General features: G+C 46.4%; 14 protein-coding genes. 3 read left to right on the top strand and 11 right to left on the bottom strand.

The window, feature by feature from the left end; all coding sequences use genetic code 11:
• Nucleotides 1-181: 181 nt before the first annotated feature.
• Nucleotides 182-871, bottom strand: coding sequence for an aspartate/glutamate racemase family protein (locus CSHOW_RS08610; RefSeq protein WP_002949169.1), 690 nt, complete (start codon nt 869-871; stop codon nt 182-184).
• Between the two features lie 769 nt (nt 872-1,640).
• Complete coding sequence (locus CSHOW_RS08615; RefSeq protein ID WP_002949163.1) at nt 1,641-2,786, bottom strand: toxin-antitoxin system YwqK family antitoxin; 1,146 nt, start codon at nt 2,784-2,786, stop codon at nt 1,641-1,643.
• Between the two features lie 238 nt (nt 2,787-3,024).
• On the opposite strand from CSHOW_RS08615, the gene CSHOW_RS08620 reads away from it, so the two are divergent.
• Nucleotides 3,025-3,582, top strand: coding sequence for a hypothetical protein (locus tag CSHOW_RS08620; protein WP_039895360.1), 558 nt, complete (start codon nt 3,025-3,027; stop codon nt 3,580-3,582).
• Between the two features lie 32 nt (nt 3,583-3,614).
• On the opposite strand, the gene CSHOW_RS08625 is transcribed toward CSHOW_RS08620, so the two are convergent.
• The gene (locus CSHOW_RS08625; RefSeq protein ID WP_002949159.1) at nt 3,615-4,130 is read right to left on the bottom strand and encodes a DNA-deoxyinosine glycosylase; all 516 of its coding nucleotides are present in this window, start codon (nt 4,128-4,130) and stop codon (nt 3,615-3,617) included.
• On the opposite strand from CSHOW_RS08625, the gene CSHOW_RS10565 reads away from it, so the two are divergent.
• On the top strand, nt 4,122-4,244 hold the full coding sequence (locus CSHOW_RS10565; RefSeq protein WP_002949156.1) for a hypothetical protein: 123 nt from the start codon (nt 4,122-4,124) through the stop codon (nt 4,242-4,244). The genes CSHOW_RS08625 and CSHOW_RS10565 overlap by 9 nt on opposite strands.
• A gap of 18 nt (nt 4,245-4,262) precedes the next feature.
• On the opposite strand, the gene nifJ is transcribed toward CSHOW_RS10565, so the two are convergent.
• Nucleotides 4,263-7,850 (bottom strand): pyruvate:ferredoxin (flavodoxin) oxidoreductase, encoded by a 3,588-nt coding sequence (nifJ, locus tag CSHOW_RS08630; protein WP_002949153.1) that lies wholly within the window; start codon nt 7,848-7,850, stop codon nt 4,263-4,265.
• 832 nt (nt 7,851-8,682) lie between these two features.
• Here nifJ and CSHOW_RS08635 point away from each other — a divergent pair.
• Complete coding sequence (locus CSHOW_RS08635; protein WP_157753475.1) at nt 8,683-8,982, top strand: endo alpha-1,4 polygalactosaminidase; 300 nt, start codon at nt 8,683-8,685, stop codon at nt 8,980-8,982.
• A 239-nt stretch (nt 8,983-9,221) separates the two neighbouring features.
• Here the strand turns inward: CSHOW_RS08635 and CSHOW_RS08640 are convergent, their stop codons facing one another.
• From CSHOW_RS08640 to CSHOW_RS08670, 7 genes are all read right to left on the bottom strand, one after another.
• Nucleotides 9,222-9,872: an HAD family hydrolase gene (locus tag CSHOW_RS08640; RefSeq protein ID WP_002949145.1), complete on the bottom strand. Its 651-nt coding sequence runs from the start codon at nt 9,870-9,872 to the stop codon at nt 9,222-9,224.
• Nucleotides 9,873-10,354: 482 nt separating this feature from the next.
• On the bottom strand, nt 10,355-11,182 hold the full coding sequence (locus CSHOW_RS08645; protein WP_002949139.1) for a mechanosensitive ion channel family protein: 828 nt from the start codon (nt 11,180-11,182) through the stop codon (nt 10,355-10,357).
• Nucleotides 11,183-11,202: 20 nt separating this feature from the next.
• On the bottom strand, nt 11,203-12,201 hold the full coding sequence (locus CSHOW_RS08650; protein ID WP_002949138.1) for an OmpA family protein: 999 nt from the start codon (nt 12,199-12,201) through the stop codon (nt 11,203-11,205).
• A gap of 164 nt (nt 12,202-12,365) precedes the next feature.
• Nucleotides 12,366-12,755 carry a 30S ribosomal protein S9 gene (gene rpsI / locus CSHOW_RS08655; protein WP_002949136.1) on the bottom strand — a complete coding sequence of 130 codons (390 nt, stop codon included), beginning with the start codon at nt 12,753-12,755 and terminating at the stop codon, nt 12,366-12,368.
• Nucleotides 12,756-12,757: 2 nt separating this feature from the next.
• A complete protein-coding gene (gene rplM / locus CSHOW_RS08660) occupies nt 12,758-13,186 on the bottom strand; it encodes a 50S ribosomal protein L13 (protein WP_002949135.1) in 429 nt (142 codons plus the stop codon).
• Between the two features lie 76 nt (nt 13,187-13,262).
• Nucleotides 13,263-16,058, bottom strand: a complete 2,796-nt coding sequence (locus CSHOW_RS08665) for a RecB-like helicase (protein WP_002949134.1) — start codon at nt 16,056-16,058, stop codon at nt 13,263-13,265.
• Nucleotides 16,055-18,637 (bottom strand): PD-(D/E)XK nuclease family protein, encoded by a 2,583-nt coding sequence (locus tag CSHOW_RS08670; RefSeq protein ID WP_002949133.1) that lies wholly within the window; start codon nt 18,635-18,637, stop codon nt 16,055-16,057. Before CSHOW_RS08670 ends, CSHOW_RS08665 begins: the two co-directional genes overlap by 4 nt.
• Between the last annotated feature and the right edge of the window lie 41 nt (nt 18,638-18,678).

Consider the following 18,678-nt stretch of genomic DNA (forward strand, 5'->3'; position numbering starts at 1 on the left):
TAACGCTGTTTGCTCCACATTTTACCCATTCTTGCTTTTACCTTTTATAAGATTTATCGTTTGCGGGTCTAAAAATACGATTAAAAATCGTAGTGCCAAAAGTAAAATGCCCCGCAAACCGTAAATTTACGCAAATTTATCTAAAGACGCGGAGTAAATTTAACCCCTTTGCGTCTAAAAACTACGACAGCGCCGCCTCTACCGCCGCATCTATGTGTATCTGCGTCGTATCAAAAAGCCGCACATCCGTATCCGCCTGCGATACCAGCATGCCTATCTCGGTGCAGCCAAGTATCGCTCCTTGCGCGCCGCGCGACTTAAAATCTTCGATGATGCGCAAGAAATTCGCCTTTGAGCTAGGCGCGATTTTGCCGTAGCAAAGCTCCTCAAAGATGACGCGATTTACTTCCGCCATATCCACCGCGCTTGGCAAAAGCACCTCCGCGCCGCCCTCTATCAACCGACTTTTATAAAAATCCTGCGTCATCGTATAGACGGTGCCGAGCAACCCCGCTTTGGCGACGCCTGCGTTTTTTAGCGCTTTTAGCGTAGCATCCGCGATGTGCGCCACAGGCACGCCAACGGCGCTTTGTACGGCGTCAAAGCACCTGTGCATCGTGTTTGTGCAGATGAAGATAAAATCAGCCCCGCCGCCTTGCAAAATCATCGCGTGCCGCGCCAAAATTTCGCCCGTGTCCTCCCATCTGTTTTCGCGTTGGCAGACCTCGATCTCCTCGAAATTTACGCTGCTTAGCAGTATCTCCGCGCTGCTTAGCCCGCCTAGACGCTCGTTTATTTTGCGATTTATTTGCTCGTAATACGTTATCGTAGACTCAAAACTCATCCCGCCGATTAGGCCGATTTTTTTCATATTTGCTCCTTAAATTTCGGCGATTTTACGGTTTTAAATTAAATTTGCTCTAAATTTAATTTAGTCCGCCGCGAAAGGGCAAATTTAACGAAATAAATGCGCTAAATTTAACGAGCCGATGAGGCCGAATTTACAAAGGAAATTTAAACGTTCGGCTAGGAAGATAGCTTAAATGAAGAGAGCTTAAATTCGGCGCTTGCGATCCGAATTTACGAGTAAAATTTCTCTTTGGCGCGTAAATTTTATCGGCTCAAAGCGGCGTTTTGATTACTTCGCGCGGGCGGATTAAATTTACGGCCTTTGCGGTTTAGCAGAGCTTTATCCTTTTGCAAGAAAAAACGTTTGCAAATTTTACCCGTTCGCGTCCGCAAGTCTCGCGCCTACGTTTTTGGCGCGCTTTGCCAGAGCCGCTTCGGCGTTTTTTTATGCGAGCTTGGCACCTAAGCCACCTCCGTTTTACGCCCGCAAGTGCCTAAAACTGCGTTTTACCGTAAAATTTCATACATATTGCGCCGTCCACTATTGTAAACATCACTGTTCACTTGCCCCATAAGCGCCTCGTCTTGCTTACCTAGAAATTTGCACGTTGCGCGGGCGAAATTTACCCGAAAGCACGGCAAAATTTATAAGATTTCGCGGATTTTTATCGCTTCGCCGCTTTTTTGAGCTTTGCGCACCAGATTTCCCGCCAAAGCGGCACAAAGCCAAAAATCATGGCCTCAAAACCAAATTTAAACGACGCGAATCAGCCACGCGAATTTAGCTAAATTTACTCCCTCAGCAGTCCGTTTTTATCTGACTTATCGCTGATTAGCTTACCTGCTTCGTCGTATTTTTTGGCGCGGATGAGCCTGCCGCGCTCAAACTCCCCCTCGGCCTCTAGTTTGCCGTTTGCGTAGTAGTGGCGCGCCTCGCCGACCTCCAACCCGTCCTCAAACATCACCCTGGCTTTTAGCTTGCCGTTTTCGTGATACTCCTCGTACAGTCCGTGATAGCGCCCGTTTTTAAACATTACCTTTGCAGCCAGCGCCCCGCTCTCGTAGTAGTCCAGCCCCGCGCCCGTTTGGCGACCGTCTTTGTACTCGTATTCGCCTCGTAGCTTGCCGCCCCCGTAGTATTCGCGCGCGACGCCGTCCTTTTCGCCGTCTTTATAGGTTTCTACCACGCGCGTTTTGCCGTTTTTGTAAAATCGCTTCCAAACGCCGCTTTTGTGGTCGTTTTTGTATTCGCCCGTCTCCTCCACGGCGCCGCTTTCGTAGTACCACGTCTCCGCGCCTTCTCGCTTGCCCTCTTTGTAGGTTCGCACACCGCGGATTTTACCGCTTTTGTAGTAGTCGATGTCCTCGCCGTTTCGTAGCCCGCCCACATAGGGGCTGCGTGCGCTAACCTCGCCGCTAGCGTAATAGTCGGTAAACACGCCCTCTCGCCTGTCCGCCTTGAAAACGCCCTCCTGCTTTAACGCGCCGCCCTCGTCAAAATAGTAGCGGCGGTAGCGCCCGTCGCGGACGTCATTTTTGTACTCGCTCTCGCCCATCAGAGCGCCGCTATCTGCGTGGTAGTGCTTAGCCGTACCCTCGCGGACGCCGTTTTTTAGGGGGTATTCGTTTGAGGGTTTGTCTCTACCGTCAAAATAGTCTCTATATCGCACCGCCGTGCCGCCCTCTACGTCTATCTCGCGTATGAGCGTGGGCGGCAGAGGTTTTAGCCTCGGATAGACCATGCCCATCGCATTTACGTCATATAGGTCCTCGACGCTGTAGCGAAGCATCTTTAGCGTGCCGTCGTAGAGCTTGCCGTTTACGTAGTAAACCCCGTTTTTTAGGATCGCTTCGGGCTTTATTACGACTTTTGGCTCTAGAGCTTGCGCACCGATGGCTAGAAGCGGAAGTAAAAATAGAAATTTTAGGATTCTCATGGTTTTCCTATTTTGTTTAAATTAGGTAATTTTAAAATTTGAAACTAAATTTAAGATGAAGCCTGCATAAAAATTAGCCTTGTATTTTTAGTTTTAATGAACGTAAAAATCTACTAAATAAAAATTAAGATAACAATATAGTATTTAAGTATAAATTTATTGCAAAATAAAATTTATAGAATTTAATTCTTAAATAAGTTTTATTATGTAATACTAAAATAAATTTAGGGAGTTATCCATGTTTAGATGCTGTTTTTTATTATTCTTCTTAACCAATATATTGTTTTCTATGGAAGGCTTTACCACCTACAATACCAAAAATAATCCAAAAGCAAAAGGGCTTGATTTAAGTATTCAAATACCAAATAATTACGTTTCAAAAGAAACTTATCGCCCAAATGTAGCATTGAAATTTCTTAACCCCCAAAACCCATCAGACATTATAATGGTAATAGTTAGAGACGTGTTTGAGGAATTTGTATTAGATGAAAGCAATATACTTAGTTACTGCGATTTAGTGATAAATAACTTAAATTCAAACAATATGCCATCAAAACTTTTTAAGTGTGAATTAACATATATAGAAAATTTACCAGCTACCAATATGATTTATGTTTCTACTGGCAAAAGATTAAATAAGCAATTGGCATCTATCAACAATGCATATATTACATATTATAAAAATTATGAGATTTCAATTATGTTTGCTTCCAATAACGAAAACGATTTTATTAAAATGCAAGATACATACTTTCAAATTATAAATTCATTTATTATAAATGATATATACAAATAACATATGACCTTATTTGTGCAAAATACCAATTACTAAACCAATTCGCCATCTTTTAACATATCCACCACACTCAGCCACTCTTGCACGAGCCTTTCAAGGCTAAAATTTGCATTTGCCGGGCTAGTCGAGGGTAGTTTGATTGGCTCTTTGCCGGTTGCGTTTAAAATTTGATTTTTTAAGTATTTTTCACAAATTTCGTGTGCCTTGCCGCCGTTTGCGAATACCTGCACGACGCGCGCTCCGCTAAAGATCGGCTCTAAATTTGCGGGCTCGACAGCGGTCATTTTGGCGTCGCTCGAGCCCTTTATCTCGCAGGATATCGCAGCGTCGTAGATAGCGATGCGGTAAGCGAGCAGGAATTTTATCTTTTCGTCTATACTTTCAGGTAGCGGTGCGTTTAAAATCCCGGCCAATACTTGCCAGAAGCGATTTTGCGGATTTGCATAGTAAAAGCCAAATTTACGAGAAACGACGGAAGGAAACGAGCCGAGGATTAAAATTTTAGAATTTTCATCAAAAATCGGTTTAAAAGGATGGGTTTGGCTCATATTGCACCTTTTAAATTTGCCATGCTTTCGGCATTTTTCAAATTTGAAAGTAAATTTAACCGCCCAAACGAGCGGCTAAATTTACAGATATTTTCCCTCGCCCGTCAAATTTAGGCGAGAGAAATTTTCGCCTTACTCGGCGTTTTCGTTAGCCTGAGCTTCCGCGCTAGACTCGACCTCATCGCTAAAGTCGGCTAGACTTAGGCGTTTTAGCTGGCGGTAGCGTCTTTGCGCGTCGGCCTTGTTTTTAGCCAGCAGCTCGTCTGCGTGCTCAGGGTTGGTTTTCTTAAGCGAGTTGTAGCGAACCTCGTTTAGCAAAAACTCCTCGTAAAGCGACCAATCAGGCTCTTTTGAAGTCATTTTTAGCGGATTCTTGCCCTCTTTGATTAGGCGCGGATCGTAGACGTAGGTCGGCCAGTAGCCGCACTTAGTCGCTAGCTCGCCTTGATCACCCGAGAGTGCCATGCCGCCTTTTATACCGTGCGCGATACACGGCGAATACGCGATCACGAGGCTCGGACCGTCGTAGGCCTCGGCTGCGGCGATGGCTTTTATCGTATTTGCTTGGCTCGCGTTTGAGTTGATCTGCGCGACAAAGATATTTCCGTAGGTCATCGCGATGTAGCCTAGATCTTTTTTCTGCATCGGCTTGCCGCTAGCGGTAAACTGCGCTATCGAGCCTGCGCGGCTTGATTTTGAACTTTGGCCGCCGGTGTTTGAGTAGACCTCGGTGTCAAGTACGAGTACGTTTACGTTCTCGCCGCTAGCTAGCACGTGATCAAGACCGCCAAAGCCGATATCGTACGCCCAGCCGTCGCCGCCGATGATCCACTGGGATTTTTTGACGAGGTATCTTTTTAGCTCTAAAATTTCTTTCACGCCCTCTACGTCTAAATTTTGCTCCAAAATCGGCGTTAAAATTTTAGCGATTTGCGTCGTTTTCTCGCCGTCGTTTTTGTGCGCGATCCAGTCGGAGTATAGCGCGGCTAGAGCGTTTGGTGCGGCGTCTTTTGTGCGTAGCATCACATCCTCGATACGGTGGCGAAGCGTCTCTACTGCGACATTCATACCCATGCCAAACTCCGCATTATCCTCAAATAGCGAGTTCGCCCACGCTACGCCCTTGCCGTCTTTGTTCGTCGTATAAGGCGTCGAAGGCGCGCTACCGCCGTAGATCGAGCTACAACCGGTCGCGTTTGCCACTATCATACGGTCGCCAAATAGTCTCGTCACAAGCCCGATATAAGGCGTCTCGCCGCATCCGGGGCACGCGCCGTGAAACTCAAACAACGGCTGCGCAAAACCCACGCCCTTGACGCTATCTTTGCTCATCAGGTCGTCTTTGTAGGTTACTTTTTTAAATAAATAATCGGCGTTTTCCTGCTCGTTTTTCTCCATTTCCTCGGCTAGAGGTACCATTACGAGCGATTTTTCCTTGCTCGGGCAAATTTGAGCGCACAGCTCGCAGCCCGTGCAGTCAAGCGGGCTAACCTGGATTTTGTATTTTAGCCCTTTTACCTCTTTGCCTTTGGCGTCTAGGACGTGATCTTGCACGGTTTGCGGCGCAGCGGCGAGCTCGTTTTCATCGATTAGAAACGGTCTGATGACCGCGTGCGGGCAGACGAAGGCGCACTGATTGCACTGGATACAGTTTTCCTCGATCCACTTAGGCACCATCACGCCGATGCCGCGTTTTTCGTAGGCTGTGGTGCCTGATTTAAAGTGTCCGTCCTCATAGCCCACAAACGCCGAAACAGGCAAGCTATCGCCCCTGGCGGCATTGATAGGTTTAACGATTTTTTCTATAAATTCATCGCCTACGTATTTTTCCTCGCTAGCGGCGTCATCGGTTAAATTTGCCCAGTTAGGGTCGACCGCGACCTTAACTAGCCCGTCCGCGCCCATATCGATGGCCTTGTAGTTCATCTCTACGATCGCTTCTCCCTTTTTAGCATAGGCTTTGTGCGCGTACTCTTTCATGTATTTTTGCGCGTCGGCAAACGGGATGATGTCTGCGAGTTTAAAAAAAGCCGACTGCATGATGGTATTCGTGCGATTTTTGAGCCCGATCTCGCGAGCTAGCTTCGTGGCGTTGATGATGTAGAAATTTACCTTCTTAGCGGCCAAAATTTTCTTTACTTTATTCGGCAGTTTGGCAACCGTCTGCTCGGCGTCCCAGATCGAGTTTAGCAGGAACGTCCCGCCCTCGCGGATGCCGTCTATGACGTCGTAAATTTCAAGATACGCCGCGACCGAGCAAGCTACGAAGTGCGGATTTGAGACGAGATAGGTCGAGCGGATCGGGTTTTTACCAAAACGCAGGTGCGAGCGCGTGTAGCCGCCCGATTTTTTGCTGTCGTAGGCAAAATACGCCTGCGCGTAAAGATCGGTTTTATCGCCGATGATTTTGATTGAGTTTTTATTCGCTCCCACGGTACCGTCCGCACCAAGGCCGTAGAATAGGCACTCTTTCACGCTTGCATCGCTTAGAGAAATTTTCTCGCCGACTTTTAGCGAGGTGAAGGTCACGTCGTCCTCGATGCCGACGGTAAAGCCGTTTTTAGGCCCCTCTAAATTTAGGTTTTCAAAGACTGCTAGCATCTGAGCAGGATCGACGTCTTTTGAGCTTAGGCCGTAGCGACCGCCCACGATCACGGGCTGATTTTTACGTCCGTAAAATGCCGCCTTGACGTCCAGATATAGCGGCTCGCCGAGGCTTCCTGGCTCTTTCGTGCGGTCTAGCACGGCGATCTTTTCTACCGTCTCAGGCATCACGTCAAAGAGGTATTTTAGGCTAAACGGACGGTATAGATGCACCTTTAGCACGCCTACTTTTTCGCCCTTTGCGCGTAGGTGATCGACCACTTCTTCTAGAGTTTGCGTGACAGAGCCCATCGCGACCACGACGCGCGTAGCATGCGGATCGCCGTAATAATTAAACGGCTTATAGTCGCGTCCCGTGATTTTTGAAATTTCTTTTAGATACTCGGCCACGATATCAGGCACCGCATCGTAGTAGCGGTTAGCTAGCTCGCGCGTCTGAAAGTAAATATCGTCGTTTTGAGCCGTACCGCGAGTTTTAGGGCTCTCGGGACTTAGCGCCTCGTCCCTAAATTTTTGCAGCGCCTCGCGGTCAAGAAGCCTATCAAAGTGCGCGTAGTCAAGCACCTCGATCTTTTGTATCTCGTGGCTCGTGCGAAATCCGTCGAAAAAGTGCAAAAACGGCACGCGACCCTTGATCGCCGCTAAGTGCGCGACGCCGGCGATATCCATGACCTCTTGCACCGAGCCGCTTGCCAGCATCGCAAAACCCGTTTGGCGACAGGCGTAGATGTCCTGATGATCGCCAAAGATAGAAAGCGCCTGAGCCGCGATAGAGCGCGCGCTCACGTGGATGACGCCGGGTAGCAGCTGGCCGGCGATCTTGTACATGTTTGGGATTTTTAGCAAAAGACCTTGCGAAGCCGTGTATGTCGTAGTTAGCGCGCCAACTTGCAGCGAGCCGTGTACGGTACCCGCAGCCCCGCCCTCGCTTTGCATTTCGACGACTTTAACCGGCATACCGAATAAATTTTTCTTGCCCTGAGCCGCCCACATATCGGTGTAATCGGCCATCGGCGAGCTAGGAGTGATCGGGTAGATGCCCGCAACCTCCGTAAATGCGTAAGCCGCATGCGCCGCAGCCTCGTTTCCGTCCATAGTTTTCATTATTTTAGCCATTTTCCGCCTTAAATTTTCTTATGTTTTTTAAAAATCTTTTATTATAGAGCTAAATTCCAAAATCTATCATTAATCCGCCGCTTTACATTTTCAAAAATGATTAAATTTAATAATCCAAAGCCCCAAATTTGAGCTACAATCAAAAAATATTTGACGGCCGATTTTTATAAATTTGCTAAAATTTAGCCGCTAAATTTTAAAACAAAGAAGCTACGCGTAAATTTTATCCGCTAGCCGCGTTTTTCGTCTTATGCCTTTGCGCTGCAGCGATTGAAAATAGCACGAATAAAAATCATGCAGGCGAAGCAAAACCCGCGACAGACTACCGCGAGGATATGCGCCGCTTCGTCATCACCATCTCGCAATACGGCAAAAATTTGATAAAAACTTTATCGTCATCCCGCAAAACGGGCTTGAGCTCACTACCAATAACGGCTCGGCTAGCGGCGAGCTGCAGCAGGACTACCTAGGCGCGATCTCAGCTGTGGGTGCCGAGTCGCAGTTTTACGGATATTCAGGCGACGACAAACCCGCTCCCGCCGACAGCTTAAGCTCTGCCGCCTCTACTCGCAAAACGGCTTGCGGTGTTAGTTACCGATTATTGTTTGGCCGCGAGCGACGTAAACGCCTCGTATTGGCGCAATAAAAAAACGGTTTTCTTTCTTTTGCGGAGGATAAAAGCAACCTAGCCGCCGTTCCAAAGTATCCAAGCGCCCAGTATAACGCAAACGCCAAAGATATAAACACGGTTGCAGATGCCAAAAACTTTTTGTATCTGATTAACAGCGAAAAATTTTCTACAAAACTCCAGCTTATCGATACGCTCAAAAATATGGATTACGATATCATGATAACGGATCTATTTCACTTCGAAAAAGCCTACACCGCGTCCAAAATACGGGAGCTTAAAACAAAACACAACGGCGGGAAGCGGCTCGTGATCTGCTATATGAGCATAGGGGAGGCGGAGGATTACCGGTATTATTGGAATGGTGCCTGGAAAACGGACAAGCCTGCCTGGCTAGCAGAGGAAAACCCGCACTGGAAAGGAAATTACGTCGTCAAATATTGGGATGCGGATTGGCAAAAAAATAATATGGGAAACAACGAATTACATCAAAAAAGATCTTAGACGCTGATTTTGACAGTGTTTATCTCGATATAATCGATAAATTCGAGTACTTTAAAAAAGAAAGCACACGCACATAAGTCAAATTTGCCTTTTTGCTTGCGAGCTTGCCGCAAATTTGACTTAATTTTTATCCCACGAGCGGCTAAATTTTAACCGTAGCGAAATGCCAAAACAGTAGTTTAGTAAGCCAGATATAGGCTTTGGTTGCTAAATTTAACTGGCACGGTAGCAGGCTAAGCTCATCTGCCGGCTATAAATTTAACCGCTTCAAATGCATTTTGAAAGATCAAATTTGAATGCTCGCGCAAATCTGCCTCCTTGCCGTAGCCGCAAACTAGCCCGACGCCCGCGATACCAGAACGCTTCGCCGATTCCAGATCCATCGTCGTATCGCCAACCATAAAGGCGCTCGCCTTATCTTGCGAGCTCGTTTTGCCTAGGCGCTCAAGAGCCCTATTTATGGGCTCGGGGTCCGGTTTTGGATTTACTACGTCGTCTCTGCCGATCACTGTTTTGATAAATTTCATAACGCCCAAGTGCTCAAGTAAAATGACTGAAAATTTCGACGTTTTCGTCGTCACGACGCCAACGTCCGCAACCTCGCTAGCAAGCGCTAACGCACCCGCCGCGCCCCCAAGTAGCGATGTTTGTTCTAAAAAAATCTGCTCGTATCGTGCCTTGTACACGGCGATATAATCAGGCACGAGATGCGACGGAGCGCCAAGCCCGGCAAACATAAAATCAAGCGGATGGCCGACTAGAGCCTTGACGGCTTCAGGGTTTGGCGTGGGTTCGCCGTGAGCGAGAAACGCCGCACCAAATCCGTCAAGGATCGCAGGCGTCGAGTCGATGAGTGTACCGTCGAGGTCAAAAAGTATGGTTTTTTTCATTTTACTTCTTTCGTTTTTTATTTTAATGTTGCAAATTTGACGGCATTTTCAAGCCAAAATTTACGTTTTAATAAACTTTGATTTTACTTTTTGTATTTTAAAATTTGTCTTAAGATAGCTTTTGTAAATTTTTGATTTTTAAATTTATGCTTTTTGGCTTTGGACTAAATTTTATACGACTGCACTCTAAGACGCTGAAATTAAAGATTTTTTAAAATGTTTATGCTGTCAAATTTGACTTTAAAATATGAATTAGATTTTAAATTTAGCGAAAGCGGTGAAATTTAATTTTTGCAATGCGGCAGATAAGGACTACGTCAAAATTTGTACATTTTTAAAGGGCTTGTGCGGTATTTATTTTGGACCAAATTTAATCTATTTACCCCACAGAACCAAATAGGACATAAGCATAAGTTCAATCTACAACATGCCGCACAACAAAGAGCAAAAATATAGAAGAAAGAATTACACAGCCTGGCAAATCAAATTTGATTGTCTTGTTTTTTATCCTGATAGCGGATGCTAAGCTGCGGCGATGGTATAGAGATGCCTTGGGCGTCGAATGCAAGCTTAACGCTCTCTAGCATAGCAAACTGCACGTCGGAAAAATCATCGCTCGCACACCAAAATCTAGCGGTCAAATTTACGCTATTTTCGCCCAGGCTTCCGACGCCGACAAACGGCTTTGGCTCTTTTAAGATCTTTTTATTTTCGGCAGCCAGACTTAAAATAATCTCTTTTGCAAGCTTTAGATCGTCTTTATAATCTATGCAAAACACGAGCTCGACGCGTCTAGTGCCCTCTTTTGAGAAGTTGATTATATTGCTACTTATGATGCGTCCGTTTGGGATGATAATGGTTTTATGATCGGTCGTGCGTAAAACAGTACTGAACATATTGATCTCTTTGACTGCGCCTTGTACGCCTGCGACTTCGATATGGTCCTTGAGCTTAAACGGCCTAAAAAATATTATCAAAAATCCTGCGCCAATGTTTGAAAAAGTATCCTTAAACGCCATACCGATAGCAAGACCGATGGCACCTAGCGCAGCAACAAACATAGATGTCTCTACGCCCAAATTTGCGATCGCAGCTATAATTACAAAAGCCATGAGAAGCGTTTTGATGATATTTAGTAAAAAACTCGAAAGAGTTTCGTCAAGTCTAGAGGAAATGATTAATTTTGATATAAGATTTGAGATTTTAGCTACTAGCCATTTGCCGATAAGCAAGATAGCGATAGAGCCTAAGATTTTTAAAGAATAGGACGAGATTAACGACCAAATAAGTTCAAATTTAATCTCGTCCATGCATTATTAAGCTAGGCTAATTATTTGTTAAATCTAGCTTCAACGCGTCTATTCTCAGCACGTCCTTCTTTTGTTTTATTTGAAGCGACAGGTTTAAGCTCGCCGTATCCTACAGTAGTGATCTTGTCTGCGCTTACGCCAAGTTCTTCAAGAGCTTTAGCAACTGCGTTTGCTCTTTTTTCAGATAGTTTTTGGTTGTAAGCCTCAGCACCAACGCTGTCTGTATGTCCGCTTAGAACTACGCGGTAGCCTGGGTTTTCGCCCATAAAATTAGCTACTTTTCTGATCTCCTCAAGATATTTTGGAGTTATTTTGTAGCTATCAAATGCAAAATTTACGCCGATATCTCTGAGAACGATAACTTTCTCGCATCCAGTCTCGTCAACTACTACCCCAGCCGGTGTATTTGGGCATTGATCAACATCGTTTAAAACGCCGTCGTTATCGTCGTCAAGCACTACGACGGCTTGCTCTTTAACCTCAACCACTTCAGCTACTACAGGAGCATTTTTAGCACCAAAGCCGACTGCAAAACCTAGCGTATAGAATAGGTTGTGATCCGCATGCTCAAATTTAATAGCATCTACCGCTTCAGCGCGTAGAGCAAAGTTATCGGTAATTTGATATCTCAAACCAAGGCCGTATTGACCAAAGCCGCCGTCATCGTTTTTGACGAATTTTTTTGAGACATCTTCATAACCTGCACCAAGCAAGCCATAAAGAGATAGTTTTTCAGTTAGGCCGAAATCTTTAATAGCATTAACGAAATATCTAGTAGCCTTTCCGTCTACGCCATACTCTCTTATCTTGTTAGTGTGGCTAAGACCGAGTTCTACGTGGTCTATAAAGAAATTCTCAAGGTTTCTTCCGATTCTTAAACCGATAGCCGACTGCTCATTTGTTCCCAAATTTCCTTCAGGATGAACACCGCCTATTGTCGGAGTTAGTTCGTAATTGTAAGCTGAATCAGCGGCAAAAAGCGCAGTAGCAGCAACTAAAGCAAGAGCAATCTTTTTCATAAGTTATCCTTTCTTTTGCCCCGTTTTTTCACGAGACTATTTTTTGATTTTATCACTAATTTATAAATCTAAATTTAACACGCAATTTGAGACATATCGGTCTTATCAAACCGTATGCCTCATCTCCGAAATTTAAAAGCCGACGAAACGACTTTAACAAACTATTAGCGTTTAGAGAATTGCGGGCTTCTTCTAGCTTTTCTTCTACCGAATTTCTTACGCTCAACGACGCGTGAGTCACGAGTTAGTAAGCCTTTTGGTTTTAGAGTCGCTCTAAAGTCGGTATCAAATAGAGCTAATGCTCTTGAAATGCCATGTCTTAGCGCCTCAGCCTGAGCAGAGTATCCGCCGCCTAGAGTCGTTGCGGTTACGTCTATAGAACCCTCTTGTTTTGTTAAAAGTAGAGGTTGAACCACTTTTAGCTTGATAGCCTCGTGTCCGCCGAGCCAAGTGTTTAGATCAAGTCCGTTTACTAAAATTTTACCGCTGCCCGGTTTTAGCCAGACTTTTGCTACGGCAGTTTTTCTTTTACCGGTTGCATAAACTTTCGCCATGATTATTTTCCTTCTTTTTTAGCTATTTGAGCCGTGTGCGGATGCTCGCTGCCGGCGTAAACTTTTAGTTTTTTTATCATCTCTCTGCCGAGTTTTGTTTTTGGAAGCATTCCGCGAACGGCTAGCTTGAACAGTTTTTCAGGTTTGTCAGCCAAAAGCTCGCCGAATTTCTCGCTTTTTGTGCTACCGAAATATCCTGAATGGCGGTGATAAAGCTTTTGCTCGGCTTTATTATTGCCCGTAAATTCGGCTTTAGAAGCGTTGATTATGATAACGTAATCGCCGCAATCGACATTCGGAGTGAAATTTGGCTTATGCTTACCGCGAAGCAGCGTAGCCACCTCGGTTAGCAATCTACCAAAACGCTTGCCTGCCGCGTCAAGCACGATCCACTCGCGCTCCACTTCGTTTGGTTTTGTTATTTTCGTCATTTTCTTACCCTTTAGATAATTTTAAGTCGTGATTGTATTCAAATGCATCTTACAAATAGCTTAATTTAAGCTATATTTAAATATCAATGCTTCGAATTTCATCCCGTAAAGCGTAAAATATCGCCGCTCTCACGCTCAAATTCGGGTAAATTTGAGCCAATATTCTTTTGTATTCCGCCACTTGCGCGATGTTTTCATCTATATTTTTATCGCTCGTTTTATAGTCGATCACGCAGATTTCAGATTCGCCAATACAGAGCAAATCAAGCTGTTTTAACGCACTCTCATATCGCAAAGGCTGCTCTTTAAACACCCTCTTTGCCTGCGTCATTTGCTTAAATTTAGGCTCGTTTGTCAAATTTAGCCCGCGAGCGTAAATTTCATCCAGCTCGCCCTCGTCTAAAAATTTATGAAACGCGTTTCGCATCGAAATTTGCGCCGTTTTTAGCGAGCTCTCGTCAAATTTTTCCGCCATTTCTAGCAGATAGTGTAGCGCCAAACCAAAATAAATCGCCTTTTGATTTTTGCCCTCGGTTTTGGGCGTTTCGTCTACGATTTGCTTTGAAATTTGAGCTAGTTTAATAGGCTCAAATTTGCCTACTACACTCAAATTTCGCGCCTTGCTAGGAGTCGGTTCGCCGAAGCTAAAATCAACCAAATCAAGATACTCTATAACCTCGCCGCTACTCTCATACGCTCCAAAAAAGCTCGGATTTCTGCCGTTTGCACCCGTTTTTTTGACGATGATTAGTCCGCCAATCGCCCGCGTTAGCGCGACGTAGAGCTTGTTCATATCCTCTTCACGCTCGAGCCGCGCCGCCTTTTCTTTTAGCCTTGCAAAATCCTCGTCGATGCACTGTTTTTTGACGTTGTGCCGCACCTGCCAGGAGCCCGTACCCGCGTCGTACTCAGCGATGAAATTTGACCCGTCGTGCCGTCCGACGCCCATTTTATCGCATACGATCACGTTTTCAAACTCCAGCCCCTTTGACTTGTGCACGGTCATTATTTTCACGCCCTCGCCGCTTTTTGCGCTCGCTTTGGCTTCAAATCTATCAAGATTATAGACAAACTCGGTCAAATTTGAATACGGCTGCGCTAGCTCAAGTAGTCGCAAAACGTCCGCGTCGCTCATATCTACGCCGAGCCTGCCCGCTAGATAGTGCAGGCTCTCAAGCGCCGATTTTTGCGGATTTACGCTTAACTTTACGGCGTTTACGTCTAGGATCGCTTCGGTATTTAGCTTGTAAATTCGCTCGTCAAATAGGCAAAATTTAGCATATTCCGCTACTGCGCGCGCATTTTTGCTAGCTAGCAGAGGCATCACGCCCTCGCTCACGCTTTTTACGCCCGCCTCGCTCAGCAAATTTGAGATTTTATTTATATCGTCGTTTTTCCAGCAAAGCACGGTGATATCGTCCTCGCAGACCCCTTTTTGCAGGAGAAATTTAACCTGCTGCGCCGCCTCTGCCGCCACGTCATCGCCGCTGCTTACCCGCACGAATCCAAGATCGTCCGCCTCCGCCTCAAAATACGGCATCTGCCCTACCAAATTTACCCGCTCGCCCTCTTTTTGTGGCGTTCTTTGCGGTTTAAAATTTTCGATCTTGCCCGCAAATACGGCGTTCGTAAATCTAACCAGCGCCTTTTTGCTGCGGTAATTTACCTCCAAATTTTGCGCTTTGATCTGCGGAAAATCTCGCATTAGCTTGCCGAAAAGCTCCTTTTTGCCGCCGCGAAAGCGGTAAATGCTCTGCTTTACGTCGCCCACGTAAAAAAAGCTGCCAAGCCCGTTTTGTCCGTATCCGGCGACGATTTCCTCGATGAGCGGACGCATGATCTCGTACTGCGCGACGTTGGTGTCTTGAAACTCGTCGATGAGAAGGTGGTTTATCCGCCCGTCGAGCCTAAAATAAAGCATCTGCGCGTCCGTCTCGCCGCCTCGCAAAAGCTCGTAAACCAGGCGCGTCACATCGCTAAATGCGAGAGAATTTAGCCTTTTGTTTAGCGAGATTTTGCACTCTTTGTAGATTTTTAAAAATCTAGCCAGCTCGGCGATTTTATACTCCTCAAGCGCATCAAAATACTGTTTTAATCGCGCTTTTAGCGTAAAAAACATCTCGTCGAGCTCCGGCGTATAAATTTTAGAAAACGTACGATAATCAAGGCTCGCGCGCGACATAAAAGATCGAGCTAAGATTTCGCCGGGACTCCCCTCTTTCACGGCGCTTTGCGCGTCTTTGCCCCCGCCTCTAGCTAGGACGTATTCGCGCATATTTCTTAGCGCTTCTTCTACGCCGCTTTCGTTTGGAAACGCCGCATTTTCGCTACTTTTAAGCTCGCCGAAATTTTCGTAAAACATCTCCAAGCTCTCAAAAAAGCTACTTTGGCTGCGCTCGGCCGTCGCTATCAAATTCGCAAGCGCTTTTAGCAGCCGCATATCCTTGCTCACGCTCGCGACGAACTCGCCCCGCTGCAGCTCGTTTAAATTTTCGCTCACTTCAAAATCCGCGCTTAGCCCCAAATTTAAGCAAAAGCTGCGCAAGATACCGACGAAAAACGAATCAAACGTGCCGATTTTTAGATCGCTTTCTAAAAAATGCGTCGCCCGCGCATCGCGCATGGCTAAAATCTTATCCCTGCCCGCGCCCAAAATTTGCTCCAGCTCGGCTAGCTCCGCGCCCTTTTCCTCGAGCCGCAAAAAGGTCTGCACGATGCGCTCTTTCATCTCATTAGCGGCCTTTTTGGTGAAGGTCAGCGCCGTGATCTCGCGCGCGTCGGCGCCTGATAGCAAAATCGCGATAAAACGCACGCTAAGCGCAAAGGTCTTGCCGCTGCCCGCACTCGCCTCGAGGGCCAAAAACGGCTTCATAGCTCGCCTTTCACTAAAATTTTATAGTCTTCGTATTCGCTCATCGCGCCCTTCGCCTCCCCGAAATTTATCGGCGTGTCGTTGATGGATTTTAGCTGCTCGATCGCCTCTGCAAGCGCATCCGTGCTAGCCTCGCCCGCCACCAAATTCATATTATCTTTTAGATCATAAAAATACCCCTCGCAAGGCCTACCCACGAGCGCTTCGTAAAATGGTAGTTGCAAGGATTTAGCATCAAATTTTCCGCTTTTATAATCAATCACCGCTAGCTCGCCGCCGCACACGTCTATGCGGTCGATTTTGCCGGTTATGCGCACGCCCGCGAACACGCTATCAAGCTCTTTTTCGAGCCCCTTCACGCGCCATCCCGACTCATATCTCGCGTCCTCTACGGCCTTAAATTTTTCCATCTTTATCATCGTTATCTCGCGCTCTAGCGGCGGCGTGTTTAACTCTCTTAGCACCGTTTCAAATTTAGCGAGGTCAAATCGATCGAATTTAGAATAATACTCAAAAAGCGCCCTATGTAGCGAGTTGCCAAAGTCCGCTGCAGACGCCGTTTGCGGCATCACGGGCGGCTTTACGCCTAGGATATATCTGTAATAATACCGCCGCGGGCACTGCAAATAGGTGTTTAACCTGCTAAAAGAGAGCGGGATAGCGAAAAAATCGTGCTTGACGATGATGTCCTGCTCGAAAATTTTAGGCTTTGCGGGCATTTTTCGCGTGAAATTTATCAAATTTACGGCTTGCTGTTTTTCGCTCAGCGTTTTGTTTTGCGCCGCTTTTTCGTCAAATTTGTCGGCTAAATTTAGCTCGCTCTCCGCTTCGCCAAATTCAAACAAACTTCGCTCTTTGGCGATTTTCATTTGACCTGGCTTAGCCTCGTTCTTTTCGTCAAGACTCGGGTTAATCTCGCCCTCGAAATTTTGCTCATCCGCAAAATCGGCCTTTGCGTCAAATTCGCCGTTAAACAGCGCCGCATAGCTCTCGTCGCTAAATCTCGCGTCCTCCACAGCATTAAATTCGCCGAGAAATCTTGATGCGATTTTCTCCTCGTTTGCCGCGTAGCATATCGCCGCCTTTTTCGCGCCTCCGATTAGGCTCTCGTAGTAAAATCTCTGCAAATTTTCGCGGTCCACGTAGCCGATGAGGCCCGCTTTTTGACGTACGCGCGAGCTCAAAAACATCTCGTTTACGCTGCGTTTTGGCACCAGATCATCATTAAAATCAAGCACTATGACGCCCTCAAATTTAAGCCCGCGACTCTCCAAAACGCCCATGACGCCGATCTTACCGCCGCCTACGTGATCAAGCCTAAGCCTGGCTAGCTTTATCAAAAATATCTCGCAAATTTGACGCAGCGTAAAGCTAAAATACCGCGCCAAACTCTGCGCGTAAAATAGCTCCTCGCGCGTTTTTTGTGCGGCGGGGTGGTCGCTCTCAAGCGCCAAAATCTCCTCCATCAGCGCCCTAAAATCCTCAAACGAGCAAGGCGCCTCAAAGCTGTTTTTAAATTTCTCAAACAGCTCGCCGCTAACGCTAAATTCGTGCAGATTAAACTCGAATTCGTTGAAATTTTTATAGTTATCCTCGCTCAAATTTACGCGGATTTTGTCATTTATAGCGGTTACCATGCACTTTAAAATTTGAAAAAACCGCGTGCGCGTAAAGCTCTCGCCCATCGCGAAGTTAAACATCTTGCCACGGTCGTGCAGGCGCAAGATCTCGGCAAAACTCTCGTCGGGCAAGATAACGGCGATGTTTTCGGGCTTGATGCCATCAGCCACGAACTCGCTAGCCTTTGCCATCGCGTAGGCCGCCTGCAAGCTCCTAGCGCTAAAGCTCCTTTTTAAAATGAGCGGATTTTTGCGCACGGAGCCCGTTTTTTTTAGCTCGCGCGAGCTCAAATTTAGCTCAAATTCGCCGTATAGACCAAACTCGCTTGCATCTAGCCCAGAGATTTCAGCCAGTTTTGAGATCAGTTTTTTGTTAAATTTGCTGGTTTGAAAGATGATTTTTAGCGTCGTTAGCTTGGCTATCTCGCCAAACAGCTCCCACTCAAATTCGCTCAAAAAGCCGTCCACTTCGAGATTTATCTCACGGAATTCCCTCACAAACCCGCCGTTTAGCTCGTAAATTTCAGGCAGCACGATACCGTCGTATAGATTTTCGGCCGCGAGCAGCTCCTTATATCGCGCAAGCACCGCCTCGAGGATACCCAGATGCTCCTCGTAATCGGCGTAAATATCGCTAAATTTCAGATCCGCCACGCTCTTTTTGCTGATAGCAAGCTCCTTAAAAAAGCTAAAAAGATAGTCGTTGTTTTTCAAAAACGCGAAAAAATCGGGCGGGATGCGCAGCCGCTCGGAGGCCTCTCTCACGCTCGCGCAGGCTCGCTGCATCAGCACCAGCGCGTACGCCTCGTCCGCCTCAAAGCGCCCCGGCACCAGCACGGCCTTTTGCTCAAACTGCGCTATCGTCATGGCCTTTGGCACGAGTTCGTTTTGAAATTCCGCGTTAAATTCGCGAATCTTTCGCGAGTTGGTAAAGATGTAAAGTTTGTCTAAATTTTGCATAAAAGCTCTTTGTTTTTTGGCGAAATGATAGCCCAGAGCGG

The sequence above is a fragment of the Campylobacter showae genome (assembly GCF_004803815.1).
Taxonomy (GTDB): domain Bacteria; phylum Campylobacterota; class Campylobacteria; order Campylobacterales; family Campylobacteraceae; genus Campylobacter_A; species Campylobacter_A showae.

Excerpts from the sequence above, each read along its gene's own strand:
- CSHOW_RS08665 (WP_002949134.1), bottom strand. The coding sequence starts at position 16,058 with ATGAAGCCGTTTTTGGCCCTCGAGGCGAGTGCGGGCAGCGGCAAGACC.
- rpsI (WP_002949136.1), bottom strand. The coding sequence starts at position 12,755 with ATGGCGAAAGTTTATGCAACCGGTAAAAGAAAAACTGCCGTAGCAAAA.
- CSHOW_RS08650 (WP_002949138.1), bottom strand. The coding sequence starts at position 12,201 with ATGAAAAAGATTGCTCTTGCTTTAGTTGCTGCTACTGCGCTTTTTGCC.
- CSHOW_RS08615 (WP_002949163.1), bottom strand. The coding sequence starts at position 2,786 with ATGAGAATCCTAAAATTTCTATTTTTACTTCCGCTTCTAGCCATCGGT.
- CSHOW_RS08610 (WP_002949169.1), bottom strand. The coding sequence starts at position 871 with ATGAAAAAAATCGGCCTAATCGGCGGGATGAGTTTTGAGTCTACGATA.
- CSHOW_RS08635 (WP_157753475.1), top strand. The coding sequence starts at position 8,683 with ATGGATTACGATATCATGATAACGGATCTATTTCACTTCGAAAAAGCC.
- CSHOW_RS08625 (WP_002949159.1), bottom strand. The coding sequence starts at position 4,130 with ATGAGCCAAACCCATCCTTTTAAACCGATTTTTGATGAAAATTCTAAA.
- rplM (WP_002949135.1), bottom strand. The coding sequence starts at position 13,186 with ATGACGAAAATAACAAAACCAAACGAAGTGGAGCGCGAGTGGATCGTG.
- CSHOW_RS08645 (WP_002949139.1), bottom strand. The coding sequence starts at position 11,182 with ATGGACGAGATTAAATTTGAACTTATTTGGTCGTTAATCTCGTCCTAT.
- CSHOW_RS08670 (WP_002949133.1), bottom strand. The coding sequence starts at position 18,637 with ATGCAAAATTTAGACAAACTTTACATCTTTACCAACTCGCGAAAGATT.
- CSHOW_RS08620 (WP_039895360.1), top strand. The coding sequence starts at position 3,025 with ATGTTTAGATGCTGTTTTTTATTATTCTTCTTAACCAATATATTGTTT.
- CSHOW_RS08640 (WP_002949145.1), bottom strand. The coding sequence starts at position 9,872 with ATGAAAAAAACCATACTTTTTGACCTCGACGGTACACTCATCGACTCG.
- nifJ (WP_002949153.1), bottom strand. The coding sequence starts at position 7,850 with ATGGCTAAAATAATGAAAACTATGGACGGAAACGAGGCTGCGGCGCAT.